The sequence below is a fragment of the Cupriavidus sp. FW305-27 genome (assembly GCF_058787995.1).
Map to the genome: position 1 here is coordinate 1 of NZ_JBYTAG010000078.1, position 24,953 is coordinate 24,953.

Below are 24,953 nucleotides of genomic sequence, written 5' to 3' on the forward strand. Positions count from 1 at the left end.
CGCTCCAGCCGATCCCGCACCCCCGCCCAATCCTGCCCTTCAGGCAACACCTCGAACATCAGCTGCGTATAGCCCTGCTTGTCGAGCTTGCGCAGCAAGCGGTAAAGCTCGCGCGCATAGGCCGCCGCATCCGCAGGCGCCTGCACCCAGGTACAGCGCTGGTCCACCAGCGGCGCCCGGCCGACCCACGCCACGCGGGCATCGTCCGGCAGCGAGGCCAGCTGCGCCGAAGCTGCTTGCGCATCGGCCAGCAGCAGCGGTGTGTGCGGCGCGTAGTGAGCCTTGAGCGTGCCTGAAGCCCGCGGCGCGGCCGCGTCGGGCGGCAGCGGGGCCGCGCCCAGTACCTGCGCCATCATCGCCGCGGTGATCGCCCCCGGCCGCAGCAGCACCGGGCCGATGCCCTGGTCCAGCCGCGACAGGTCGACGATGGTCGATTCGATACCGACCTCCACGCCATCGCCTTCCAGCACATAGACCGCATCGCCGAATTCATCGCGCACATGCTGCGCGGTGGTCGGGCTGACCTGGCCGAACTTGTTGGCCGACGGCGCGGCAATGCCGCCGCGGCCGCGCTTGAAGCGCGCCAGCAGCGCCTGCGCCACGGGGTGCGAGGGGCAACGCACGCCAATGCTGTCCTGGCCGCCGGCGACGGCCGGATGGATATGCGCGGCGCGCTTCAGGATCAGCGTCAGCGGGCCGGGCCAGAACGCGTCGATCAGTTGCTGCGCTGCCTCGGGGACCTCGTCGGTCCAGTAGCCGATATCGGCGCCGTCCACCACGTGGACGATCACCGGATGGTTCGACGGCCGGCCCTTGAGCGCGAAGATGCGGGCGACCGCCTCGGGGTTCTCGGCATCCGCACCGAGTCCGTAGACGGTTTCGGTGGGAAAGGCGACCAGTTGCCCGGCCTCGAGCAGGCGGACGGCTTCGTCCAGTTCAGCGGCCGTGGGCATGCGCGGCGACATCGTGTTCCTTGGAGCTATGGCTTCAGAGCGGGATATGCAGCGCCTGCGCGGCGGCGGCAAAGGCGGCGGCGGCCGCTTCCGCATGCTCGCCCACGCAGTTGACGTGGCCCATCTTGCGTGACGGGCGCGCATCGCCCTTGCCGTACAGGTGCAGCTTGGCGCCGGGTTGCGCCACCACTTCGTCCCAGGAAGGCGTGCGCTCCAGGCCGAACTCGAACCACACGTCGCCCAGCAGATTCAGCATCTTGCCGGCCGAGTGCTGGCGCGTGCTGCCCAGCGGCAGCCGCGCCATGGCGCGCACCTGCTGTTCGAACTGGCTGGTCTCGCACGCATCCATGGTGATATGGCCGGAGTTGTGCGGGCGCGGCGCCATCTCGTTGGCGACCAGCGAGCCGTCGGTCAGCACGAAGAACTCGATGCACAGCACGCCGACGTAGCCCATCTCCGTGGCGATGGCAGCCGCTGCGGCACGCGCGCGGTCGGCGATCTCGGGCGACACGCTGGTCGACGGCATCACCGTCGAGAACAGGATGCCGTCGCGGTGCACGTTCTCGGCCAGCGGCCAGGTGGCGGTGGAGCCGTCCGCGGCACGCGCGGCCAGCACCGAGACCTCATAAGCCAGCGGCAGCATCTGCTCCAGCACGCACGGCACATGCTGCATGGCGTTCCAGGCGGCGCGCACGTCGTCGCGCGTCTTCACGCGCGCCTGGCCCTTGCCGTCGTAGCCCATGCGCGCGGTCTTGAGGATGCCGGGCAGCACGTGGTCGGGCAGCTGGTCGACATCGGCATCGTGCTGGATCACCCAGTGCGGGGCCGGCGACACGCCGGTGCGCTCGGCGCACGCGGCAAAGAACTTCTTCTCGCCGATGCGGTTCTGCGCGATCGACACGCAGTAGCCGCGCGGCGCGACAAAGGCGCCCAGCTGCTCGAGCCGGTCCAGCGACAGCGACGGCACGTTCTCGAACTCGGTGCTTACCGCCTGGCACAGCTTGCCCATCTCGGCCAGCGCGGCCTCGTCGGTGTATTGCGCACAGATATGCTTGTCCGCCACCGAACCGGCCGGGCTGTCCTGGTCCGGATCGAGCACGCATACGCGATAGCCCATCGCCTGCGCCGCATGCGTGAACATGCGGCCGAGCTGGCCGCCACCCAGCATGCCGAGCCACGCACCAGGCAGGATGGGCGCGTCGGGACGGTCGACGCCGAACTCGGCGCGCGATTCCGGCGTGTGGGCTTCGGAGAGATAGGGATGGATATCGGTGGGCATTGCTAGGTTCCGTGGGATGTCCGGATGATTACAGCGGCAGCATTACAGTGGCAAAGTCATCGCGCGCGCGGCTTCGGTCTGCTTCGCGCGGAATGCTTCCAGCGCGCCGGCCAGCGCCTCGTCGGTGGTGGCCAGCGTGGCGATCGCGTGCAGCGCGGCATTGGCGGCACCGGCCTCGCCGATGGCGAAGGTGGCCACCGGCACGCCCTTGGGCATCTGCACGATCGACAGCAGCGAATCCTCGCCGCGCAGGTACTTGGACGGCACCGGCACGCCGAACACCGGCACGATGGTCTTGGCGGCGATCATGCCGGGCAGGTGCGCGGCGCCGCCGGCACCGGCGATGATGGCGCGGATGCCGCGGCTGCGCGCGCTCTCGGCATAGCGGAACATGTCGTCCGCCATGCGGTGCGCGGACACCACCTGGGCTTCGAACGGCACGCCGAAATCCTTCAGCATGGCCACTGCGTGCTGCATCACGTCCCAGTCGGAACTGCTGCCCATCACCACGCCGACCAGCGGCTTGTCTTGCTTGCTCACTTCAGATCCTTGATTGTTTGCTCCCCTCTCCCGCTTGCGGGAGAGGGGCCGGGGGAGAGGGCTGGCGTTTCCCGACGCGTGGCGCCTTGCTAAACCACCCCTCTCCCCGGCTCTCTCCCGCTGAGGGGAGAGGGAGAACACCGTCGGGAAATTGATAACTTACTGCAGTTCTTCGCCCGTCAGACGCGTCAGCGCTTCACGGTACTTGGCGGCGGTCTTTTCGATCACCTCGTCCGGCAGTTGCGGCGCCGGCGCGGTCTTGGGCCAGGGCTTGCCGTCGATGCGCACGGCTTCCAGCCAGTCGCGCACGAACTGCTTGTCGAACGACGGCGGGTTGGTGCCCACCTGGTAGGAATCGGCCGGCCAGAAGCGCGACGAATCGGCGGTCAGGACCTCGTCCATCAGCGTCAGCACGCCATTGTCGTCCAGGCCGAACTCGAACTTGGTATCGGCGATGATGATGCCGCGCGTGGCCGCAAACTCGGCCGCTTCCTTGTACAGGCGGATCGAGATATCGCGCATCTGGCGCGCCAGCGCGATGCCGATGCGGGCCTCGACTTCGGCGAACGAGATGTTCTCGTCGTGCTCGCCCATCTCGGCCTTGGCGGCCGGGGTGAAGATCGGCTCGGGCAGCTTTTGCGCGTTCTGCAGGCCGGCGGGCAGCTCGATCCCGCACACCTTGCCGGTGGCCTGGTAGTCCTTCCAGCCGCTGCCGGCGAGATAGCCGCGCACCACGGCTTCGACCAGGATCGGCCGCAGGCGCTTGACCACCACGGCGCGGCCCTTGACCTGCTCCACTTCCTCCGGCGCGACCACGGTCTCGGGCGCGATGCCGGTCTCGTGGTTCGGCACGATGTGCGCGAGCTTGCTGAACCAGAAGTTCGCCATCTGGTTCAGCACGCGGCCCTTGTCGGGGATCGGCTCGCCCATGATGACGTCGAACGCCGACAGGCGGTCGGTGGTGACGATCAGCAGCTTGTCATTGCCGACGGCATAGTTGTCGCGCACTTTGCCGTGGCCCAGCAGCGGCAGCGAGTTGATGGAGGACTGGTAGAGAGCGTTGGACATGATGGTTCCGATAAAACGGCGAAGCCGCCGGGCGCTGGATGCGTGCCGCGGCGGCCGGAACTGCAATCCGCCTTCCCCTAGCGCGGAAGGCGGACTAGGGACATTTACTGCACGACCTGCGACAGCTTGCCCGCCTTGTACTGCTGCGCGATATCGGTCAGGCCGATCGGCTTGATCTTGCCGGCCTGGCCTTCGCAGCCGAAGGCAATGTAGCGCGCCTTGCACACCTGCTTGGCGGCTTCGCGGGCCGGCTTCAGGTATTCGCGCGGGTCGAACTTGCTCGGGTTCTCGGCGAAGAAGCGGCGGATCGCGCCGGTCATGGCCAGGCGGATGTCGGTGTCGATGTTGATCTTGCGCACGCCGTACTTGATCGCTTCCTGGATTTCCTCGACCGGCACGCCGTAGGTTTCCTTCATGTCGCCGCCGAACTTACGGATCTCTTCCAGCAGTTCCTGCGGCACCGACGACGAGCCGTGCATCACCAGGTGGGTGTTGGGGATGCGGGCGTGGATTTCCTTGATGCGGCTGATCGCCAGGATGTCGCCGGTGGGCTTGCGCGTGAACTTGTAGGCGCCGTGCGAGGTGCCGATGGCGATGGCCAGGGCGTCCAGCTGGGTGGCCTTGACGAAGTCGGCGGCCTGCTCCGGATCGGTCAGCAGCATGGAGTGGTCCAGCACGCCGACGGCGCCGATGCCGTCTTCTTCGCCGGCTTCACCGGTTTCCAGCGAGCCCAGGCAGCCCAGTTCGCCTTCCACGGTCACGCCGACGGCGTGGGCCAGCTGCACCACCTTGCGGGTGACGTCGATGTTGTACTCGTACTCGGCCGGGGTCTTGCCGTCTTCGCGCAGCGAGCCGTCCATCATCACCGACGAGAAGCCCAGGTCGATCGCGCCCTGGCAGATCGCCGGCGACTGGCCGTGGTCCTGGTGCATCACCACGGGGATGTGCGGGTAGGCTTCGACCGCGGCTTCGATCAGGTGGCGCAGGAAATGCTCACCGGCGTATTTGCGCGCGCCGGCCGAGGCTTGCATGATCACCGGGGCGTTGACCTCGTCGGCCGCCTGCATGATGGCCTGCACTTGCTCGAGGTTGTTCACGTTGAAGGCCGGCAGGCCGTAGCTGTTCTCGGCCGCGTGGTCCAGCAGCTGGCGCATCGATACGAGTGGCATGTCTAACTCCTAAATAAAAATTGGGTGTCTCTGTATTTTTCTGTCGGCGCTCAATACCCCACCCTGACAATCTTCAGGGTGTTGGTACCGCCCGGCTGCCCCATCGGTTCGCCGATGGTCAGCACGATGAAATCGCCACGCTGCACCACGCCCTGCGCCAGCAGCAGCTCTTCGGCCTGCTCGAGCGCGGTGTCGCGGTCGGCGCTGGACTGCAGCGGCAGCGGCACCACGTTGCGGTACAGCTGCATCTTGCGCTGCGAGGCCAGGTTGGGCGTCATCGCATAGATCGGCACATGGATTCGGTGACGGCTCATCCACAATGCGGTGGCGCCGGAATCGGTCAGCGCGGCAATCGCCTTCACCTGCAAATGATAGGCCGTGAACAGCGCACCCATCGCCACCGACTGGTCGATGCGCGAGAAGGTCTGGTTCAGGAAATCGGTGTCGAGCTGCACCACCTCGGACTTCTCGGCTTCGATGCAGACCGCGGCCATGGCCTCGACCGTCTCCACGGGGTAGCGGCCGGCGGCGGTTTCAGCCGACAGCATCACCGCGTCGGTGCCGTCCAGCACGGCGTTGGCCACGTCCGAGACCTCGGCGCGCGTGGGCACCGGGTTGACGATCATGCTCTCCATCATCTGGGTGGCGGTGATGGTCAGCTTGTTGGCCTCGCGCGCCAGCTTGATCATGCGCTTCTGCAGCGCCGGCACGGCGGCATTGCCGACTTCCACGGCCAGGTCGCCGCGCGCCACCATGATGCCGTCGGACGCCTGCAGGATCTCTTCCAGCACGCCCGGGCGGATCGCCTCGGCACGTTCGATCTTGGCGATCATGCGGGCCTTGTGGCCGTGCGGCTGGCCGGCCACGGCGGTCAGCTGGCGCGCCATTTCCATGTCGGTGGCATTCTTGGGGAAGCTGACGGCGACGTAGTCCGCGCCCAGGGCCATGGCGGTCTTGATGTCGTCCATGTCCTTGGCGGTCAGCGCCGGCGCCGACAGCCCGCCGCCCTGGCGGTTGATGCCCTTGTTGTTGGACAGCTCGCCGCCCACGCGCACGGTGGTGAAGATCTCGCTGCCGAACACACGGTCCACCACCAGCACGATCAGGCCGTCGTTGAGCAGCAGCAGGTCGCCCGGGCCGACGTCGCGCGGCAGGTCCTGGTAGTCCAGGCCGGCGCGCTGCTCGTTGCCGAGCTGGCAGCTCGAATCCAGGATGAACGGATCGCCCACCTTGAGCGTGATCTTGCCGTGCTCGAACTTGCCGACGCGGATCTTGGGGCCCTGCAGGTCGGCCATGATGGCGACCTCGCGCCCGCATGCCTGCGCGGCTTCGCGCACCAGGCGGGCGCGGTCGAGATGGTCCTGGGCGGTGCCGTGCGAAAAATTCAGCCGCACCACGTCGACCCCCGCCGCGATCATGCGGGTCAGGATTTCCAGCGAGCTGGAGGCGGGGCCGATGGTGGCGACGATCTTGGTGGAACGAGTCATGCGCGGAATTCCTGGTTCAGGGCCCCGGCAATACCGCCGGGCCCGGCGGATGCGTCAGCCTGCGGCGCGCTGCTCCAGCACTTCGAATGCGGGCAGCTTCTTGCCTTCCAGGAATTCCAGGAACGCGCCGCCGCCGGTGGAGATATAGCCCACGCGGTCGGCAATGCCGTACTTGGCGATCGCGGCCAGCGTGTCGCCGCCGCCGGCGATCGAGAACGCCTTCGATTCAGCGATGGCCTGGGCCAGCACCTTGGTGCCGTTGCCGAACTGGTCGAATTCGAACACGCCCACCGGGCCGTTCCAGACGATGGTGCCGGCGGCCTTGAGCTGCTCGGCCAGCATCGCGGCGGTCCTGGGGCCGATGTCCAGGATCATGTCGTCGTCGGCCACGTCCTTGACGTCCTTGACGGTGGCCGCGGCAGTGGCGCTGAATTCCTTGGCGCACACCACGTCGACCGGGATCGGCACCGAGGCGCCCCGCCTGGCCATGATGTCGATGATGGTTTTGGCGTCGCCGACCAGGTCGGCTTCGGCCAGTGACTTGCCGATCTTCAGGCCGGCGGCCAGCATGAAGGTATTGGCGATGCCGCCGCCGACGATCAGGTTGTCGACCTTGTCGGCCAGCGACTTCAGGATGGTCAGCTTGGTCGAGACCTTGGACCCGGCCACGATCGCCACCAGCGGGCGCGCCGGCTGGCCCAGCGCCTTGCCCAGCGCGTCGATCTCGGCGGCCAGCAGCGGGCCGGCGCAGGCGATCGGGGCGTACTTGGCGATGCCATGCGTGGTGGCTTCGGCACGGTGGGCGGTGCCGAAGGCATCGTTCACGTAGACGTCACACAGCTTGGCCATCTTCCGGGCCAGTTCGTCGCTGTTCTTCTTTTCGCCCTTGTTCACGCGGCAGTTTTCCAGCAGCACCACCTTGCCCGGCGCCACCTCGACGCCGTCGACCCAGTTCTGCACCAGCTTGACCGGCTTGCCCAGCAGCTCGGACAGGCGCGTGGCAATCGGCGCCAGCGAGTCCTCGGGCTTGAACTCGCCCTCGGTCGGGCGGCCCAGGTGGGAGGTGACCATCACCGCGGCGCCGCCAGCCAGGCATGCCTCGATGGCCGGCACCGAGGCGCGGATGCGGGTGTCCTCGGTGATGTTGCCGGCGTCATCCTGCGGCACGTTCAGGTCGGCGCGGATAAACACCCGCTTGCCGGAGATTTTGCCTTGGGAAATCAGGTCGGAAAGACGCAGGACAGAGGTCATGGCGATGGATGGCGCGAGATTTCGCTGGAATTCGGGGAAACGGGCATTTTACCTGATCGTGGTCAACGCTTTGCCGATTCCGGACCGTTACGCACTTAGCATGCGGCCCTTGCAGCACATTCAGGACAACCCCACAGGGTGCTAGTGACATACCTCCCCACGAAAGAAGGGTCAGCTCCATGCCCCTCTTGACCCCCGAGTGCGGTAATGTATGCAACGTCTGCTATAACAGACACGCAAAAAGCGCCAGAGCCGGTCTTGAAACGGCCATGACAACAGGCGGCCAAAATAACAAGCAGCCAAAAAGAATGCAGCCGGTGTGCGATCAGACGCAGCGCCGGCGCCGCGCATTTCCTTGTCGCGAATGCAGGGGGTGAGTCAGATGAAAGAAGCCGACATGCACGGAGCGATCCGTGGCTTGTACGAGGGCATTCTCGATCCCGGTGCCTGGCAGCAGAGCCTGCACACCCTGACGGAACTGGCGGACACGGCACATGCCTCGATGATGGTCTGGGACACCGTCCGCGACCAGGTCACCGTCAATGAGATCGTCAATCCGGTGGTGGAACCGTTTTCCGAGTACGAATCGGACTACCAGGCCATCGATCCGGCCAAGCAGTACGCGCCGCGCCTTCGGCCGGGCGACTGGTATATCGACGCGCGCGAACTGGGCGAAGGCACCATGGCCCGCCATCCGTTCTACCGCGACTTCTTCCACCGCTACGACCTGCGCTCCTACGTGGCCTGCCTGGTCGAGCGCCAGCCCCACTACGAAGTCTATTTCTCGATGCAGCGCGCGCGCACGCAGCCGCTGTTCTCGCCCGACGACACCCGCGGCATGGACTGGATCATCCCGCATATGCGCAGCGCCATGGCCATGCGCGACCGCACGCTGGGGCTGACGGTGCTGGCGCGGCTGTCGACGCAGCTGGTGGAGCGGCTCAATTTTGCCCTGCTGGTGTTCTCGCCGCAGCGCCAGGTGCTGCTGAGCAACCGCGCCGGCGAGCGCTGGGCGCGGCGCCTGGACCCGGCCGGCAAGGTGTCGGACTGGAACCTGTCGCGCCCGTTCGCCGACATGGTGCAGGCCGCCTGCGACCCGCAGCGCGCGGTCGCCGCGCAGGCCGCCCGCGCCACCGACGGCAACGGTGCCTGCGCGCAGGTGATCGTGCTGCCGCTGCCGCCCTCGCACGCCTTTGCCGCGCAATGGCAGGAACCGGCGGCGCTGGTGATCGTGCATGAGCAGGACAGCGCGCCGCTGTTGCTGGCGCCGGTGCTGCGCGACCTGTACGGACTGACCCCGGCGGAGACCCGGCTGACCACCCAGCTCGCCACCGGACAGGGCCTGCCCGAAGCCAGCCAGCAGCTGAACATCCGCCACGAAACCGCGCGCACCCAGCTCAAGGCCATATTCCACAAGACCGGCTGCAACAGCCAGGCCCAGCTGACGCATCTGCTCTCGCGCCTGGGCGCGGCGCTGGACGAGGCCTGAACACCACGCGCCCGGCAGCGGGCCGGCGCCGCGCCCGCGGCCCGCCCGTTGCCCCGCGAAGAAAGTGCTAAAAATAAAAGAAGTAAAAAGAAGGGAAGCCATGAGCGACACACAGATGCACGACACCATTCGCGCGCTGTACGAGGGGATCTTCGATGCCGATGCCTGGCAGCGCAGCCTGGGCGCGCTGTGCCAGGCCAGCGGCAGCACGCATGCCCATCTGCTGGTGCTCGACACCGTCAACGAGCGCGTGCTGGTGAACCAGGAGGTCAACCCCATGCCGGAGGCGGTGGCCGCCTACAGCGAACACTACGTAGCCATCGACCCGGCCCTGCCGTTCGCCAGGCGCATGTCGGTGGGCAACTGGTATATCGATTCACGCGAGCTGGGCGCGCAGGCGATGCGCAAGTCGCCCTTCTACGGCGAGTTCCTGCGGCAATTCGAACAGTCGTCGGTGATGGCCTGCCTGATCGAGCGCCAGCCGCACTACGACGTGTTCCTGTCGCTGCAGCGCCCGCAGGGCCACGACCACTATTCGCCCGAAGACGCGCGCGCGCTCGACTGGGCCATCCCGCACATGCGCCATGCGATGGCGCTGCGCGACCGCACCCACCAGGTGTCGACACTGGCGCATGCGTCGGCGCAACTGATGGAGCGGCTGCCGTTCGGCGTGATCGTGTTCCGCGACGACGGCAAGCCGCTGCTGGCCAACAGCATTGGCGAGACCTGGGTGCGCCGGCTGCTGCCGGCGGTGTCGGTCGAAACCCGCGCCGTGGCGCCGCCCGCCATAGCCGTGCGCGAGGAAGCCGACTGGCAGCTGTCGCGCCCGTTTGCCGAGGCGCTGCGGGCGGCATGCAACCCCGCCAACCCGCAGCCGGCGCAGGCGCTGCGTGCGGTCGACAGCGCCGGCCGCCAGGCCCAGGTCGTGCTGCTGCCGCTGCCGCCGGCACACCATCTGGCGATGGACTGGCAGCGCCCCAGCGTGCTGGTGGCGATCCACGAGCCCGGCACCGCGCCGATGACGCTGCCAGCCGTTTTGCGCGACCTCTACGGCCTCACTCCGGCCGAGACCCGGCTGGCACTGCAGCTGTCATCGGGCATCGGCCTGCCCGAGGCGTGCGAGCTGATCGGCATCCGGCGCGAGACCGGGCGCACGCAACTCAAGGCGATCTTCACCAAGACCGGGACGGGCACGCAGGCGCAACTGGCGCACCTGCTCACGCGGCTGGGGGTACGGACCTGACCGAGGCCGGCGCGCGTCAGTCGATCGACGCGCCCACGGTCTTGACCACCCCCGCCCACTTCTGCCGATCCCCCTTCACCGTAGCCTTGAACTGATCCACGGTCTCGACCCGCGGCGTGTTGCCGGCATCGATCAGCTTCTGGCGGATCGCCGGCGTTTCCAGCGCCACCTTCACCGCATCGTTGACCTTGCGCGCGATCTTCGGATCCAGCCCCTTGGGCCCGAAGAAGCCGAACCAGATGGTGCTGTTGAAGCCGGGCAGGCCGCTCTCGGCAATGGTCGGCACGTCGGGAATCACTTGCACGCGCTGCTTGGTGGTCACGCCCAGCAGGCGCACCTTGCCGGCGCGGTACTGCGGCAGCACGCTCTGCACCTGGTTGAAGATGCAGCAGACCTCGCCCTTCACCACCGCCTGCAGCGCGTCGGGGCCGCCCTTGTAGGGCACGTGGACCATGTCCAGGCCGGCGCGCGCATTGAACTCGGCAAAGGCCAGGTGCGTGCCGGTGCCGTTGCCGGTGGAGGCAAAGTTGTACTTGCCCGGGTTGGCCTTGACCTTCTCGATAAACTCCTTGACCGACTTCACGTCCAGCACCGCCGGGTTGACGGTCAGCACGTTGGAGACCTCGACCAGCGGCGCGATCGGGGTGAAATCGGCCTCGGCGTCGAACGGCAGGTTCTTGTACAGCGCCGGGTTGATGCCGTGCGTGGCGGCGGTGCCCAGCAGCAGCGTGTAGCCATCCGGCCTGGCATGCGCCACCACCTCGGAGGCGACGTTGCCGCCGGCGCCCGGCCGGTAGTCGTAGATGATGGTGGCCTTCAGCGACTTCTGCAGCGATTCCTGCAGCGTGCGGCCGACGATGTCGACGCCGGAGCCGGCAGTAAAGCCCATCAGGATCGTCACCGGCTGCGTCGGCCACTCCCCTTGCGCGCGGGCGGGCGAGCTGACCGTGCTGATGGCAGCGGCGGCGCACAGCGCGGCCAGGCCGGTAGCGGAACGGAAGGACAAGCGCGGAAGCAGGCGGGACGAAGTAGGCATGGGGGGCACCGTCGGTAAGTATCAGCAAGATAAGACCCGGCGCGGCGGGTCGGCACAATGATGACCGGGATCTGAGCCCCGGGCCAGCGCCACACGATAGCAAGGTTCCTGCCAAAACCAAACGACCGTGTTCGCTTGAGGGTATTCGATCGGGGCATATGTACCCCTCCTCGGCATCGCCTCAGCGCCGCAGCAACCCCACCAGCTCGTCCACGTCCGGCAGCGGCGCGCCGGTTCCCGCGGCGCTGTCGTCGTCGGCCTCCAGCAGCCCGTCGGCCAGCGCGCGCTTGTCGCGGTGCAGGTCGACGATGCGCTCTTCGATGGTGCCGGCATTGATCAGCCGGTACACCGTCACCGGGCGCTGCTGGCCGATGCGGTGCGCGCGGCCCATGGCCTGGTCTTCGGCGGCGGGATTCCACCAGGGGTCGGCAATGATCACGTAGTCGGCCGCGGTCAGGTTCAGGCCGAAGCCGCCGGCCTTCAGGCTGATCAGGAAGACATCGCCCTCGCCCGCCTGGAAGGCGGCCACGCGGCGGGTGCGCTCGGCCGCGGGGGTGGCGCCGTCCAGGTACTGCAGCGCCAGCCCGGCGCGCTCCAGCCCCTGGCGCAGCAGCTGCAGGAAGTCGACAAACTGGCTGAACACCAGGGTCTTGTGGCCGCTCGCGGCAAGCTCGCTGGCCAGCTCGACAAAGGCGCGCACCTTGGCGCCTTCGGACAGCTGGCCGCTGAGTTCCGGCGTGACCAGGCGCGGGTCGCACGCGGCGCGCCGCAGCCGCATCAGCTGCGCCAGCACGTGGATGCGCGCCTGGGCCTGGTGCTGGGCCTGCGCCAGGGCGCGCGCACGGGCCCCGGCAGGCGCGCCTTTGGTGGCCTTGCGTGCCGCTTCCACGCGCGCCAGCGCGGCCTCGGCCTCGGTCTGGGCCTGGCGGCGCAGGGCCTCGTAGTGCGCGGCTTCGACCGGCTCGGGCTCGACCCGGATCACCAGCTCCGTGCGCGGCGGCAGTTCGTCCAGCACCTGCGCCTTGGTCCGGCGCAGCACGAACGGCGCGATCATGCGGCGCAGCCGCTGGCGCGCCTCGCGCATGCCGCCGCGCTCGATCGGGTTGGCAAAGTGTTCGTTGAAGCGGGCCAGCGAGCCCAGCAAGCCCGGATTGCAGAACCGCATCACCGACCACAGCTCGGCCAGCCGGTTCTCCACGGGCGTGCCGGTCAGCGCCATGCGGAAGCCCGACGGCAGCGCGAACATGGCCTGCGCCCGCCGCGTGACCGCGTTCTTGAAGGCCTGCGCCTCGTCCGCGACCACGGTATGCCATTCGCGCGCGCAGAACGCCTTGCTGGCCTGCTGCAGCAGCGTGTACGAGATGATCACCAGGTCATGCGGCCCGGCCTGCGCCAGCAGCGTCTCACGATCGCCCTCGGCATAAACATGGACGTTGAGCGTGGGCGCAAAGCGCCGCGCCTCGGCCGCCCAGTTGCCGCACACCGAAGTCGGCGCGATCACCAGCGCGGCGCCGCCGCCGGCGCGCGCCACCAGCACCGCCAGCGCCTGCAGGGTCTTGCCCAGGCCCATGTCGTCGGCCAGGCAGGCGCCCAGGCCCGAGGCCGCCAGCGTCATGGCCCAGCAGTAGCCAGCCTCCTGGTAGGGCCGCAGCTCAGCCGCCAGCGTGGCAGGCAGCGCGATGTCAGCCTCGCGCGCGGCGCGCAGCCGGGCGATGCGCTGGCGGAAATGCGCATCGGGATCGACGCCGGCGCCGGCCAGCACGTCATCCAGCCACGGCGTGGCCATCTGCGGGACGCGAATACCGTCGGGCACATGCTCACCGACGCCGGCGAGGTCGCGCAGCCGGCCGCGCAGCGTGCGCGTCAGCGCCACGTAGACGCCCTGCCCCATCGGCACGAAGCGCCCGGCGTGGCTGCCGGTCCAGTCGATCAGCTTGCCCAGTTCCAGCACCAGCCCCTCGGCCACGCGCAGCTCGCCGGCCAGCCGGTACCACGCGCCGCGGCTCTCGATCTGCACGCCCAGCTGCCGCAGGTCGGCCGGCAGCACGCGAATCTCCTTGCCGCGCGGCCATTCCACGGCCTGCACGGCGGGCAGTCCGGGCAGCGCCTCGACCACGGCGAGCGCGTCCTCCGGATCGTCCAGCATCCAGGTGTATTCGCCGCCCGGCGGCGCCAGCGCCACCAGCTGCGGCAATGCCGCGAAGACCTCGGCCACGCTGGCCAGCTCGGCATCCAGGTCGCGTTGCGTGGCCAGGGTCTCGCCGCGCACCGCCGCCATCAGGCGCTCGCGTCCGGCGCCGGGCGCGAGCCGCGGCCCGAGCGGCCCCAGCGGCGTCACCACCAGCCGCAGCGAAATGCCGCGCCCCGCCAGCCCGCCCAACGGTGCCACCTCGGCGCGCAGGCGCGCGTCAGCCTCCACCGCGCGCGATCCGCCCGCCTGGTCGGCCTGGACCTGGAACTGGCCGGCCAACGCGCGCAAGGTCTGGTCGAGCTGGGCGTGGCCGTCCTCCGGGATCGCCAGGCCATCGCCGATCAGCCGGGCAGCCTCGAACTGCGTCGGCGTAAAGCGGATCAGCCGCAGCCGGTGCGGGCCGTCGCGCACCACCGTGAGCTGGCGCAGGGCCTCGGCCTCCTGGCGCGCGGCGGCCGGCAGCAAGGCTTCCATCGCCGGCGCCTCGCGCACCGGCGGGAACATGCGCAGCACGTAGCGGCCGGCGCTGCGCACCGCTTCCAGCGCGGGCGCGTCCTCCACCACCTCCAGCGTCTGCGACGGCGCATGCGCCAGCACCACGCCCGGGTGCCCCACCAGCGCCATCGCCGCGGCGGCGCGGTCGAGCACGTAGCGCCGGTTGTGCGACTGGTCGCGGCGGATGGCGCGGGCCACGCGGGCGTCCCACGGCGCCAGCCGGTCGTCCTCGGCCACGCGCGCCAGCGGCACCGGCCTGGGCTTGCCCCAGCCGCGCGCGCCGCGCACCTGCTCGAGCGGCTCGATCGTGCCGGGCGCGCCGTCGGCATCCAGCGTCAGCGCCCACAGCAGGCGCCTGCCGCCTTCGCCCCCGGCGGCAGGCTCGCTGCCGGCGAGCGCGCGCAGCGCCTCCAGCGCCTGCTGCCAGCCGGCCTGCGGCGCGGACGCGCCGCCGGGGTCGGAAGCCCTGTCAGGCGGGACATCGGGTCCGGGATGTGGGGTCAAAGGCACGGCGAGTGTGGGAATCAAGGCCGCCAGCGCGGCGGCACGGTGCGCGGAACAGGGCAAGAATGCCCGAAAAAGAGGATTCTAGACCGCAGCGGCGCCCGCACCGCGTTGTGACCCATGCCCCCCGGGCTTACAATATCGTTTTTGCTATTTCCACGGCGCAGGGAGAACAGACATGTCGATGGCGGATCGCGACGGCAAGATTTGGATGGACGGCAAGCTGATCGAATGGCGCGACGCCAAGATCCACGTGCTGACGCATACGCTGCACTATGGCATGGGCGTGTTCGAGGGCGTACGCGCCTACAAGACCCCCGAAGGCACCGCCATCTTCCGCCTGAAGGAGCACACCCGCCGCCTGTTCAATTCGGCCAAGATCTTCCAGATGGTCATGCCCTTCGACGAGGCCACGCTGGAAGCGGCGCAGCGAGAAGCGGTGCGCGCCAACAAGCTGGAATCCTGCTACATCCGCCCGATCGTGTGGGTCGGCGACGAGAAACTGGGCGTCTCGGCCAAGGGCAACACCATCCACGTGGCAATCGCGGCCTGGCCGTGGGGCGCCTACCTGGGCGAGGAAGGCATGGAGCGCGGCATCCGCGTGAAGACCTCGTCGTTCACGCGCCACCACGTCAACGTGTCGCTGGTGCGCGCCAAGGCGAGCGGCTACTACATCAACTCGATCCTGGCCAACCAGGAAGCCACCGGCCTGGGCTACGACGAAGCGCTGCTGCTCGACACCGAGGGCTATGTCAGCGAAGGCTCGGGCGAGAACGTCTTCATCGTGCGCAACGGCGTGATCTACACCCCGGACCTGGCCTCGTGCCTGGACGGCATCACCCGCGACGCCACCCTGACCATCGCGCGCGACCTGGGCATCGAGGTGCGTGAAAAGCGCATCACCCGCGACGAGATGTACTGCGCCGACGAAGCCTTCTTCACCGGCACCGCCGCCGAAGTCACGCCGATCCGCGAACTGGACGACCGCGTCATCGGCGAAGGCCGCCGCGGCCCGGTGACCAAGCAGATCCAGGACGCGTTCTTTGCCGCCGTGGGCGGCACCAACGAAAAGTACAAGAAGTGGCTGACGCTGGTCTGAGCACCGGCTGCCAGCCCCTGTTGCGCGCGCCCGGCACTGCCGGGCGAGGCACACCCTCTGTTTTCATCGAACAATAAGCATCACTCCCTGCAACACCATGACGCAAACCGCCACCATCATCGAAATCGGCGCTGAAGACATTCCGCTGCATTGCCCGACCGCCAACACCCCGGCATGGAACTACCATCCGCGCGTGTTCCTCGACGTGGCAGACACCGGCGAAGCCAAGTGCCCGTACTGCGGCACCGTCTACAAGCTCAAGCCGGGCACCGTGCTGAAGGGCCACCACTGACCCGAGCCGCCCGCATTCGCACGATCCTGACGCTCCGGGCCGCTTGCAGGCGCCCCGGAGCGTCGGCATTGCCGGCGTCCGCGCCGACGCTCCCGTGCCGGCTCCAAGCGCCCCGCCCATGAAGAAAGCCCTCGTCATCGCCCCCAACTGGATCGGCGACGCCCTGATGGCGCAGCCGCTCTTTGCGCTGCTCAAGGCGCGCCATCCGCGCCTGGTCATCGACGCACTCGCGCCCAAGTGGGTCGCGCCCGTGCTCGCGCGCATGCCGGAGATCGGCCGCGTGTTCCCGTCCGACCTCGCGCACGGCAAGCTGCAGCTGTCGGCACGGCTGATGTTCGCGCAGCAGCTCAAGAACGAAGGCTATGACCTCGCCTACGTGCTGCCGAACTCGCTCAAGTCGGCACTGGTCCCCTGGCTGGCCGGCATCCCGCTGCGCATCGGCTACCGCGGCGAAGCCCGCTTCGGCCTGCTCAACGTGCGCCACGCCAACCCGCCGCGCGACAAGCGCCCGCCGATGGTGGAGCACTACGCCCGCCTGGCGCTCAAGCCCGGCGCGCGCCTGCCCGAAGACCTGCCCGAGCCGCGCCTGCGCGTCGACCCGACGCGCATGGCGGCCACCGCCGAGCGCTTTGGCATCGCCCCGCACACGCGCGTGATCGCGTTCTGCCCGGGTGCCGAGTTCGGCCCGGCCAAGCGCTGGCCGGCCGGGCATTTCGCCAGGCTCGCGCAGATGCTGCGGCGTTCCTACCCGTATGCGCAGATGATCACGCTGGGCTCGGCCAAGGACGCCGAGATCGCCGCCGAGATCGTCAGCGAGGCCCCGTTCGTGCGCAACCTGTGCGGCCAGACCTCGCTGGATGACGCCGTGGACCTGCTGGCGCTCTCCGAAGCCGCGGTCTGCAACGACTCCGGCCTGATGCACGTCACCGCGGCGCTGAACCGGCCCCAGGTGGCGGTGTTCGGCTCGAGCGACCCGCGCCACACGCCGCCGTTGTCACAGGCAGCGAGTATCATGTGGCTGCAACTGGAGTGCAGTCCCTGCTTCAAGCGCGAGTGCCCGCTGGGCCACCTGCGCTGCCTGAAAGAGATCGAACCTGAAATGGTGTTCGTCGAGCTGCGCAAGCTGCTGCACCGGCCCTGACCTCACTGCCCTCGCCACTTCTACTGCCACCATGCCTCGCTTTGCCCGCCTGTTCGATTCCGCCGAAGACATCGTCGAAGCCTTTCGCGAAGCGCTGAAGCTGCGCGACGCAGACGGCGCGCTGCGCCTGTGGCTGGACGAAGACTCGATCACCTGCGTGCTGCCCGACGGCCAGCGCCTGATCGGCCACGAACAGCTGCGCCAGGCCTTCCTGCAACTGCTGGAAGAACAGCCGGTGCTGGTCGATGCAATCGAGACCAGCAGCCATGCGTCGATGGCCGTGTCGATCTTCGACGTGACCGAGGCGCTGCGCTTCGGCGGCGACCGCGTCGAGGCCGACCTGTACGTGCACACCACCTATGTACTGATGCAGAACCACGAAGGCTGGCGCCTGGCGCATATCCACTGCAGCCCGGCCAACGCGGTGCAGGTTGCCGCCGTGGCCGCCGCGCCGGGGCAGGCGCTGCACTGAACCCGCATGGCCGCCGCGCCGCGGCCTGCTGCAACACCACGCCGGCATGACGCAGCTTCCGCACCACCGCCTTCCCCAGGCCGTCCACGCCGCCCAGGCTGATCCCGCCACGGCGCCCGGCCATGGCTACGGCGAAGGCGTGCCGATGCCCTGGTGGCTGCGCGGCGGCCATGCCCAGACCATCATCCCCGCGCGCTTCACGCGCCGCCCGCCGCGCGTGAGCTTCCGCCGCGAGCGCTGGGATACCCCCGACCAGGACTTCATCGACCTCGACTGGACCACCCACCCGGTGCGCCCGGACACGCCGCTGGTGGTGATGTTCCACGGCCTGGAGGGCGATTCCGGCAGCCACTACGCGCAGGCGCTGATGCATGCGCTGTCCCTGCGCGGCTGGCAGGGCGTGGTCCCGCATTTCCGCGGCTGCTCGGGCGAGCTCAACCTGGCACCGCGCTTCTACCATTCGGGCGATTCGGCCGAGATCCGCTGGGTGCTGGAACGCATACGCCAGCGCCATTGCGCCAACGGGCGCAAGCTGCTGGTGGTGGGGATCTCGCTGGGCGGCAACGCACTGCTGCGCTTCCTGGGCGAGGACGGCACCAGCGCCGGCCACGTGCATGCGGCCGCGGCGATCTCCGCGCCGCTGGACCTGGCTGCCGGCGGTGCGGCGCTGTCGGCCGGCTTCAACCTGGTCTATACGCGCATGTTCCTGCAGACGCTCAAGCGCAAGTCGCTGGCCAAGCTGGGGCAGTTCCCGGGGCTGTTCGACCGCGACACGATGCTGGCCAGCCGCGACCTGTACGCCTTCGACAACGTCGTCACCGCGCCGCTGCACGGCTTTGTCGATACCGACGACTACTGGCGCCGCGCCGCCAGCAAACCCGTGCTGCGCGACATCGCCGTGCCCACGCTGGTGCTCAATGCGCGCAACGATCCCTTCCTGCCGGCCCGGCACCTGCCCGGCCCGGCCGACGCCAGCCCCCAGGTATGGCTGGAACAGCCCGAGCACGGCGGCCATGTCGGCTTCATGACCCCGCCCGAGGGCTGGCGCCGGCACCTGCCCCTGCTGCCCGACGGGCGCTTCAGCGGCGACATCGAATGGTTGCCGGCACGGATCCTGAGATTTTTTGACGGCATGATGTGAGGCGGGCGCAGTCCCCCCACGGCCCGCCGAGGAGACAGACATGGACGAGATCGTCAGGCAAGCCATGGCACGCTGGCCCAACGTGCCCAACGCCTACGGCTGGCTGGCACTGGACCGCCGCGGCCAGTGGCGCCTGCGCAATGAGTACGCCCAGCAGCACGGGCTTTCGGGCGACCCCATCCGCCATGAAGCGCTGATCGGCTTTATCGAACGCAACTACCTGTGCGACGAGCGCGGCGCCTGGTACTTCCAGAACGGCCCGCAGCGGGTGTTCGTTTCGCTGGGCTATGCGCCGTGGGTGGTGCGGCTGCATGAAGGCGCGCTGCGCACGACCACGCAGCAGGCCTTCACGCTGCAGGCCTGCTACGCCGACGAGCACGGCAACGTGGTGCTGGCCGGCACGGTCGAGGGCATGGCGCAAGGCAGCCCGCCGGCACAGCAGGCCGCCCTGCTGCACGACCACGACCTGGAACTGTTCAGCGGCGCCAGCACCTGGCATGGCGAAGCCTGCGGCACTGACCTGGGCGTATTCCACCACGATGGCCGCGACATCCCGATCGAGCCGGTTGCCGAGAGCGAGGTGCCCAGGCGCTTTGGCTTCGTGCGCCAGCCGGCGCCGCCGGCTGGCTGAACGCCTGCCTCAGTTAGGCATGCCCTTGCTGTCCTGCTTGTCCTCGCGGTACTGGCGCTCCAGCTGGTGCAGGCGCGCATCGACCTCGGACAGCGTGTAGAAGTCGCCGTCGCCGGCCTTGCGCGCGATCTGCAACTGCTCGATCGCGGCCTGGTAGGCGCCGTCCATCGCATACTTCTCGGCCAGCGCCTGGTGCTGCTGCAAGCGCTTGCCCTGGCCCGCGTAGGCGCGCGCCAGCAGCTCCCACCATTCGCTGCGGCTGGTCTCCTGGCGCGTGCGTTCGCGCAGGAAGCGCACGGCCTCTTCATAGCGGCCTGAGCCGACCAGGGTATCGGCATAGGCAATCGCCACCGCATGCGACAGCGGGAACGCCTTCATCGACGCGCTGGCCTGGGACAGCGCCTCGGGCACGCGGCCCTGCGCGCGCGCCAGTTCCACCGCCATCACGTCCAGCATGGGGCTGCCCGAGGAGGCGCCGGGAATATTGCCGTAGAGACGTCGCGCCTCGGCCAGCTCCTGTTCGGCGGCCGGGTAGCGGCCCAGCCGCTGTTCGGTGAAGGCAAGGCCGTAGTGCAGCGCCGGAGCACGCAGTGCCGTTGCTCCCGGCAGTTGCGTGCGCAGCGCCGCGCGCAGGTTCTGCAGGTCGCTGGGCGACGATTCCTGGATCACGCGGGCCCGCATCCGCGCAAACTCGTATTCAGGCGTGTTGGCGACCTTGCGCTTGCTGGCATGGCTGACGCGGTCCTGCATGTCGGCAATCCGCTCGGAGGTCAGCGGGTGAGTCCGCACATAAGACGGGACCGAATTTTCCGCGGTCCCCGATGCGCGCTGCAGCCGCATGAAGAAATCGGGCATGCCCTGCGGGTCAAACCCCGCCGCGGTCAGGATCTGGAAGCCGACCCGGTCGGCCTCGCGCTCGGCCCCGCGCGAGAACGACAGCTGGTTGGCGATGGCCGCGCCCTGCCCGCCCATGGCCAGCGCCGCCGCGGCGTCCGGGCTGCGCGTGGCGGCCAGGCCCGCCAGCACCATCGAGGCCAGCGCGATCCACATCGACTGGTCCTGCGAGGTGATGCCACGCGCGATATGCCGCTGCATCACGTGGCCGATTTCATGGCCCAGCACCGAGGCCAGTTCCGATTCCGTATCGGACTGCACCAGCAGCCCGGTATGCACGCCGATATAGCCGCCCGGCAGCGCAAACGCGTTGATGCTGCGGTCACGCACCGCGAACAGGTCAAAGCCGGTGGCAAAGGTGCCCGCACCGGTCGAGCCGGAGATATTCTGGCGCCGCGCCGCCTGCACCAGCCGGTAGCCCAGCGCGTTCAGGTAATCGGACAGCAGCGGATCCGGCACGTACAGCGGGTCGCGCCGGATATCGCGCATGATGCGGTCGCCCAGGCGCTTTTCCATGTCGGGCGACAGCGACGCCGTGGACGGGTCGCCCAGGTCCGGCAACTGCACGCCGCCGGCCTCCACCACCGCGTTGTTGGTGCGCAGGCCGAACTCGGACTTCTGGCCCGCCTTCACGCTGCGGTTCAGGTTGTCATAGACCTGGTCGCTGGCCTCGCCCGAGATGGCGGGCACCGGCTGCGGGGGCCGGGCCGCGGGCGCAGCCGCCACCGGCGTGGCTGGCGCCGGGGCCGTGCGCGGCGTACCCTGGGGCCAGGCCGGCGCCGCGAACGTCAGCGCCAGCAGCGCCGCCAGCGGCCGCCGCCATGGCGTCCATGCGCCGCCAGCGCGGCAATGGCCGGCGCCTGCGCGATGTGACGCGGAGCCGGCGGGAACAGCGTCCGCCACGGCGCCGGGGCCGCGTGCGGCAGACCTGCGAAGCGATGGGTGTTTTGGCATGTTGCTATGATAGCGGCCTCCCGTGGCCGTTCCCATCGGATGCTTCCCAGGGACGCCGGCGGCCACCAGCACGCAGTTCGCACTGAAGCTCTCGATCATGACCCAGCTCACCCATTTCGATACCGCCGGACAAGCCCACATGGTCGACGTCGGCGACAAGGCCAGCACCCACCGCGTCGCCGTGGCCACCGGCACCATCACCATGCAGCCAGCCACCTTCACGCTGGTGCGCGACGGCAGCGCCAAGAAAGGCGACGTGATCGGCATCGCCCGCGTGGCGGCGATCATGGCCACCAAGCGCACCGCCGACCTGATCCCGCTATGCCACCCGATCGGCCTGACCAAGGTGGCGGTCGAGTTCGCATTGGACGAGGCCACCGCCACTGTCGCCTGCACCGTGCGCACCGAAACCCGCGGCCAGACCGGCGTGGAGATGGAAGCACTGACCGGCGTGCAGGTGGCGCTGCTGACGATCTACGACATGTGCAAGGCGGTGGACCGCGGCATGGTGATCGGCAATGTGAAGTTGCTGGAAAAGCATGGGGGCAAGTCGGGGGATTGGGTCGCGGCCGGCTGACCTCCGCACGTGACGCCTGCAACACGCGCCGCGATGGGCAGTGTCACGATGTCTTACGCCAGGGTCGTTCCCCGGTAATAGAGGTAACGCCGCATTTCCAGCCGGGCCGCCGTGGCGCCGGCGCGGGACAATTTGGTATTCAATATGATTGCAGGCCCGCCGCTGGTTGCGGCCTGCTGACCCTGTCCGTGGCGTGCCATGCGGTGCGCGCGGGGATGAGGTGGATACCATGAACGGGCGCATGCTCTGCCAGATCGCCCTGGCACTCGCGGCCACGGCCGCAAGCGGCGCCGCCCTCGCCGGGCGGGCCGATCTCCACGATGCCGCTTTGCACGATAGCGACGCACGCGGCGGCTTTATCAAGACACGCACAAGCGTCGGCGTGGGCCTCTATTTCGGGCCCGGCGTGTTCTATGGCGGCTACCCGTATGGCTACCCCGCCCCGTACTACTACCCGCCCGCCGTGGTCACCGCACCCGCGGCGCCGCCGCAGTACATCGAACAGGGTCCGAACGGCCCCGTGCCGGTCCCCGGCCCGGACGGCGTAGCGCCGCAGCAGGGCTGGTGGTACCACTGCGACCAGCCCGAAGGCTACTACCCCTATGTGCAGGCCTGCCCCGGCGGCTGGCAGCGCATACCGGCACAGCCGCCGGCCAACTCCTGATGCGGGGTGACACCATGCATACCCTGACCCGCGCCACGCTGGCCGTGGCCACCCTGACCCTCGGCGCCTGCGCCGTGATGCCTGCCGGCCCCAGCGTGATGGTACTGCCGGGCACCGGCAAGAGCTTCGACCAGTTCCGCGCCGACGACTACAACTGCCGCCAGTTCGCCTTTGGGCGGGTGGGCGGTGTCTCATCCTCGCAGGCCGCCAACAATGCCGCCGTCGGCAGCGCCGTGGTCGGCACCGCGCTGGGCGCAGCGGCGGGCGCGGCGTTCAATGGCGGATCGGGTGCGGCGGTGGGTGCGGGCGTCGGCCTGCTGACTGGCGCGGCGGTCGGCGCTGGCAATGCCCAGTACGCGGGTTACGGCACGCAACAGCAATACGATGCCGCCTACGTTCAGTGCATGTACGCCAGCGGCAACCGCGTGCCGGCCCCCGGACGCGTCGCCGCTGCGCCGCCGGCACCTCGGTACTACTACTATCCGCCGCCTCCGCCGCCGGTCTACTACAGCCCGTACCCGTACTACTAGGTCAGTCCCGGGGCCATTCGGAGTACCGACGCGAACGGTCGCCGACCCATGCGCAGAATCCCTGCGGGCGTTGGTCTGCTGCCAGATCGCGGCATGCCTTCGCAATCTCGGCGTATTGCGCAACTTCATCGCCAAGGTAGTACCAGCGCAGCCGTTCCATCCACTGGCGGCCTTGCGCAGGATCGCCCGTCAGCGCCAGCAGCCATGCGGTGCGCGCGATCATGGTCGGCGTAGGCAGCAGGTGGACGGCCGCGATGTGAGCGGGCAACAACTCGGCCGCATTGGCCGGCGTAATCGTGGCCAGGCCGGCAGCGTCGGCCTGCGCGTGCTGGCGGAACCAGAAGCGCGGCATCGGCAAGGCGTTGCGGCCTTCGCTGCTGGCGTATTCGCGCGCTTCGGCGCGGCGGTAGTCTTGCCACATGGTGGCCAGCACGATCGCGGCTACCACGACAAACGCGATCGCCAGCCCACGTGCCACTGGCATAGGCACACGCCACCGCCCGAAACCCGACGGCTCCAGCCAGCCGAGCATGAAGCAGAACGGCAGGAAGAAATAGAGGTAATGCAGCGGGTATTCGAGCATCGAATGCGCGCACAGCATCGCCAGCCAGGTGAGAACCAGCACGGTCTGCTTGCGCTCTTCGCTATCGCCGTGCCACAAGCGAACGCGAATCACGCGCCATAGCCACGCCAGCAGGATCAGGCCCACGCCGGCGGTACCTATGATGCCTGTCTTTGCCAGCAGGTCGAGGATGGCGTTGTGGGCGTGCAGGGACATCTCCACCTTCACGCCGACTTGCTGCAACTGCTGGAATTGCGCCCAGCCGAACTCGCCCCAGCCGACGCCGAACCACGGGTGGGAGCGGAACATCGCCAGCGCGTGGGTCCATAGTGCGCCGCGCGCGGACATCTGGTCTTCGGCTTCGAGTTGGGCGATGGTGTCGAACAGGCGCCAGTCGAAGGCTTGCCCTGCGGCGCGGATTGCGGGCTGCAGGATCAGTAGCATCGCCACCATTGCAACGGCGGCGACGAGCAGACCGACTGGTCGCTGCATTGGGTCCGAGTCGCGCCGCCCGCCTCGTGCAAGCCATGCCGCGACCAGTGCATAGACCGCAGCCAGGCCAACATGCAGCACGCCGGTGCGCGAACCGGACAGTACGATGCCGCTTTCCAGCAAGACCACGGCAGCGAGCCACATCGGGAAGCGCAGGCGGCGACGGGAGGCCAGCCATACTGATGCCACCAGCGCCAGGCCTTCAACGGTGGCCTGGTGGTTGGGCTGGTTCAGGTTGCCCCAGAGGCGGCGGTTGTTGTCGTAGAAGTAAGTGGAGACGAGGCCGAAGGCGCGGGATTCGAGATGGAACAATTGCACCCACTGCATTACGGTGCCTAGCAGGCCGGCGACGAGGAAGGCAGTGGCCAAGTCATCGCCGATATCCTGCGTGCTCGTTGCTGTCGCGCGGCGGTGCCACCATGCGGCGCATGTCACTGTGGCGCCGAGGATCAGCGTGAGGACCGTGATCGTGCGGCTGCCAGTGATGTCAGCGTGGCCGAGGGCGCCTAGTACCAGGCTGATGATGGTTAGGCAGAGGAACAGCAAGGAGACCGACGGTATGGACACGGCGGCTGCCGGGGTCGATGCGGCGAGCTTGCGGATCGCAGTGATCGCGAAGACGGCGATAGCACAGAGTGCTGCGATCCATTCGCCATAGAACGTCGCGAGCGGCAGAGTGTGCCGGGAGACTAGCAGCGGGGCGACGATTGCTGCGATGAGGGCGGCCGAGGGTGGAAAGGGCCTGGACAGCTGCATCGGGGCGCCTGTTTAGGGGAAAAGGCGCATGATAGCTTGGGGC

At 68.7% G+C, this 24,953-nt stretch carries 22 protein-coding genes; 11 read left to right on the forward strand and 11 right to left on the reverse strand.

Annotated elements, in window-relative coordinates:
- From AC3WRI_RS28355 to AC3WRI_RS28385, 7 genes are all read right to left on the reverse strand, one after another.
- Positions 1 to 965, reverse strand: a 965-nt coding sequence (locus AC3WRI_RS28355; RefSeq protein WP_492294529.1) for an L-threonylcarbamoyladenylate synthase, incomplete at its 3' end; no start/stop codon positions are given.
- A gap of 22 nt (positions 966 to 987) precedes the next feature.
- Positions 988 to 2,232 (reverse strand): 5-(carboxyamino)imidazole ribonucleotide synthase, encoded by a 1,245-nt coding sequence (locus tag AC3WRI_RS28360; RefSeq protein WP_010812194.1) that lies wholly within the window; start codon positions 2,230 to 2,232, stop codon positions 988 to 990.
- A 42-nt stretch (positions 2,233 to 2,274) separates the two neighbouring features.
- On the reverse strand, positions 2,275 to 2,772 hold the full coding sequence (gene purE, locus AC3WRI_RS28365; protein WP_010812195.1) for a 5-(carboxyamino)imidazole ribonucleotide mutase: 498 nt from the start codon (positions 2,770 to 2,772) through the stop codon (positions 2,275 to 2,277).
- Between the two features lie 159 nt (positions 2,773 to 2,931).
- On the reverse strand, positions 2,932 to 3,840 hold the full coding sequence (locus AC3WRI_RS28370) for a phosphoribosylaminoimidazolesuccinocarboxamide synthase (protein WP_492294531.1): 909 nt from the start codon (positions 3,838 to 3,840) through the stop codon (positions 2,932 to 2,934).
- Positions 3,841 to 3,944: 104 nt separating this feature from the next.
- Entirely contained in the window at positions 3,945 to 5,009 is a 1,065-nt protein-coding gene (gene fba / locus AC3WRI_RS28375; RefSeq protein ID WP_010812197.1) for a class II fructose-bisphosphate aldolase, read from the reverse strand.
- A 50-nt stretch (positions 5,010 to 5,059) separates the two neighbouring features.
- Entirely contained in the window at positions 5,060 to 6,496 is a 1,437-nt protein-coding gene (gene pyk, locus AC3WRI_RS28380) for a pyruvate kinase (RefSeq protein ID WP_010812198.1), read from the reverse strand.
- Positions 6,497 to 6,550: 54 nt separating this feature from the next.
- Entirely contained in the window at positions 6,551 to 7,747 is a 1,197-nt protein-coding gene (locus tag AC3WRI_RS28385; protein WP_492294533.1) for a phosphoglycerate kinase, read from the reverse strand.
- Positions 7,748 to 8,129: 382 nt separating this feature from the next.
- Between AC3WRI_RS28385 and AC3WRI_RS28390 the strand changes: the two genes are divergently transcribed.
- Entirely contained in the window at positions 8,130 to 9,236 is a 1,107-nt protein-coding gene (locus AC3WRI_RS28390; protein WP_492294535.1) for a helix-turn-helix transcriptional regulator, read from the forward strand.
- A gap of 100 nt (positions 9,237 to 9,336) precedes the next feature.
- A complete protein-coding gene (locus AC3WRI_RS28395) occupies positions 9,337 to 10,479 on the forward strand; it encodes a helix-turn-helix transcriptional regulator (protein WP_011614579.1) in 1,143 nt (380 codons plus the stop codon).
- 16 nt (positions 10,480 to 10,495) lie between these two features.
- On the opposite strand, the gene AC3WRI_RS28400 is transcribed toward AC3WRI_RS28395, so the two are convergent.
- Both AC3WRI_RS28400 and AC3WRI_RS28405 read right to left on the reverse strand, forming a co-directional pair.
- Positions 10,496 to 11,515 carry a Bug family tripartite tricarboxylate transporter substrate binding protein gene (locus AC3WRI_RS28400; RefSeq protein WP_011614578.1) on the reverse strand — a complete coding sequence of 340 codons (1,020 nt, stop codon included), beginning with the start codon at positions 11,513 to 11,515 and terminating at the stop codon, positions 10,496 to 10,498.
- A gap of 181 nt (positions 11,516 to 11,696) precedes the next feature.
- The gene (locus AC3WRI_RS28405) at positions 11,697 to 14,711 is read right to left on the reverse strand and encodes an SNF2-related protein (protein ID WP_492294537.1); all 3,015 of its coding nucleotides are present in this window, start codon (positions 14,709 to 14,711) and stop codon (positions 11,697 to 11,699) included.
- A 172-nt stretch (positions 14,712 to 14,883) separates the two neighbouring features.
- Here AC3WRI_RS28405 and AC3WRI_RS28410 point away from each other — a divergent pair, with 172 nt between their 5' ends.
- The 6 genes from AC3WRI_RS28410 (at position 14,884) to AC3WRI_RS28435 (ending at position 19,481) form a co-directional block, all read left to right on the forward strand.
- Positions 14,884 to 15,804, forward strand: a complete 921-nt coding sequence (locus tag AC3WRI_RS28410) for a branched-chain amino acid transaminase (RefSeq protein ID WP_492294539.1) — start codon at positions 14,884 to 14,886, stop codon at positions 15,802 to 15,804.
- 97 nt (positions 15,805 to 15,901) lie between these two features.
- Positions 15,902 to 16,096: a zinc-finger domain-containing protein gene (locus AC3WRI_RS28415; protein WP_010812205.1), complete on the forward strand. Its 195-nt coding sequence runs from the start codon at positions 15,902 to 15,904 to the stop codon at positions 16,094 to 16,096.
- Positions 16,097 to 16,214: 118 nt separating this feature from the next.
- Positions 16,215 to 17,237 carry a lipopolysaccharide heptosyltransferase II gene (gene waaF, locus AC3WRI_RS28420; protein ID WP_010812206.1) on the forward strand — a complete coding sequence of 341 codons (1,023 nt, stop codon included), beginning with the start codon at positions 16,215 to 16,217 and terminating at the stop codon, positions 17,235 to 17,237.
- Positions 17,238 to 17,268: 31 nt separating this feature from the next.
- A complete protein-coding gene (locus AC3WRI_RS28425; RefSeq protein WP_010812207.1) occupies positions 17,269 to 17,709 on the forward strand; it encodes a YybH family protein in 441 nt (146 codons plus the stop codon).
- A gap of 46 nt (positions 17,710 to 17,755) precedes the next feature.
- On the forward strand, positions 17,756 to 18,850 hold the full coding sequence (locus AC3WRI_RS28430) for a YheT family hydrolase (protein ID WP_492294541.1): 1,095 nt from the start codon (positions 17,756 to 17,758) through the stop codon (positions 18,848 to 18,850).
- Between the two features lie 40 nt (positions 18,851 to 18,890).
- Positions 18,891 to 19,481, forward strand: coding sequence for a DUF2946 family protein (locus AC3WRI_RS28435; RefSeq protein WP_010812209.1), 591 nt, complete (start codon positions 18,891 to 18,893; stop codon positions 19,479 to 19,481).
- 9 nt (positions 19,482 to 19,490) lie between these two features.
- On the opposite strand, the gene AC3WRI_RS28440 is transcribed toward AC3WRI_RS28435, so the two are convergent.
- Complete coding sequence (locus AC3WRI_RS28440) at positions 19,491 to 21,329, reverse strand: beta-barrel assembly-enhancing protease (protein ID WP_037025090.1); 1,839 nt, start codon at positions 21,327 to 21,329, stop codon at positions 19,491 to 19,493.
- Positions 21,330 to 21,426: 97 nt separating this feature from the next.
- Here AC3WRI_RS28440 and moaC point away from each other — a divergent pair, with 97 nt between their 5' ends.
- The 3 genes from moaC (at position 21,427) to AC3WRI_RS28455 (ending at position 23,100) form a co-directional block, all read left to right on the forward strand.
- Positions 21,427 to 21,906 (forward strand): cyclic pyranopterin monophosphate synthase MoaC, encoded by a 480-nt coding sequence (gene moaC / locus AC3WRI_RS28445; RefSeq protein WP_011614574.1) that lies wholly within the window; start codon positions 21,427 to 21,429, stop codon positions 21,904 to 21,906.
- Between the two features lie 229 nt (positions 21,907 to 22,135).
- Positions 22,136 to 22,570 carry a hypothetical protein gene (locus tag AC3WRI_RS28450; RefSeq protein ID WP_011614573.1) on the forward strand — a complete coding sequence of 145 codons (435 nt, stop codon included), beginning with the start codon at positions 22,136 to 22,138 and terminating at the stop codon, positions 22,568 to 22,570.
- A gap of 14 nt (positions 22,571 to 22,584) precedes the next feature.
- On the forward strand, positions 22,585 to 23,100 hold the full coding sequence (locus tag AC3WRI_RS28455) for a hypothetical protein (protein WP_492294543.1): 516 nt from the start codon (positions 22,585 to 22,587) through the stop codon (positions 23,098 to 23,100).
- Between the two features lies 1 nt (position 23,101).
- Here AC3WRI_RS28455 and AC3WRI_RS28460 read toward each other — a convergent pair whose 3' ends face one another.
- Complete coding sequence (locus tag AC3WRI_RS28460; RefSeq protein WP_492294545.1) at positions 23,102 to 24,910, reverse strand: PglL family O-oligosaccharyltransferase; 1,809 nt, start codon at positions 24,908 to 24,910, stop codon at positions 23,102 to 23,104.
- Between the last annotated feature and the right edge of the window lie 43 nt (positions 24,911 to 24,953).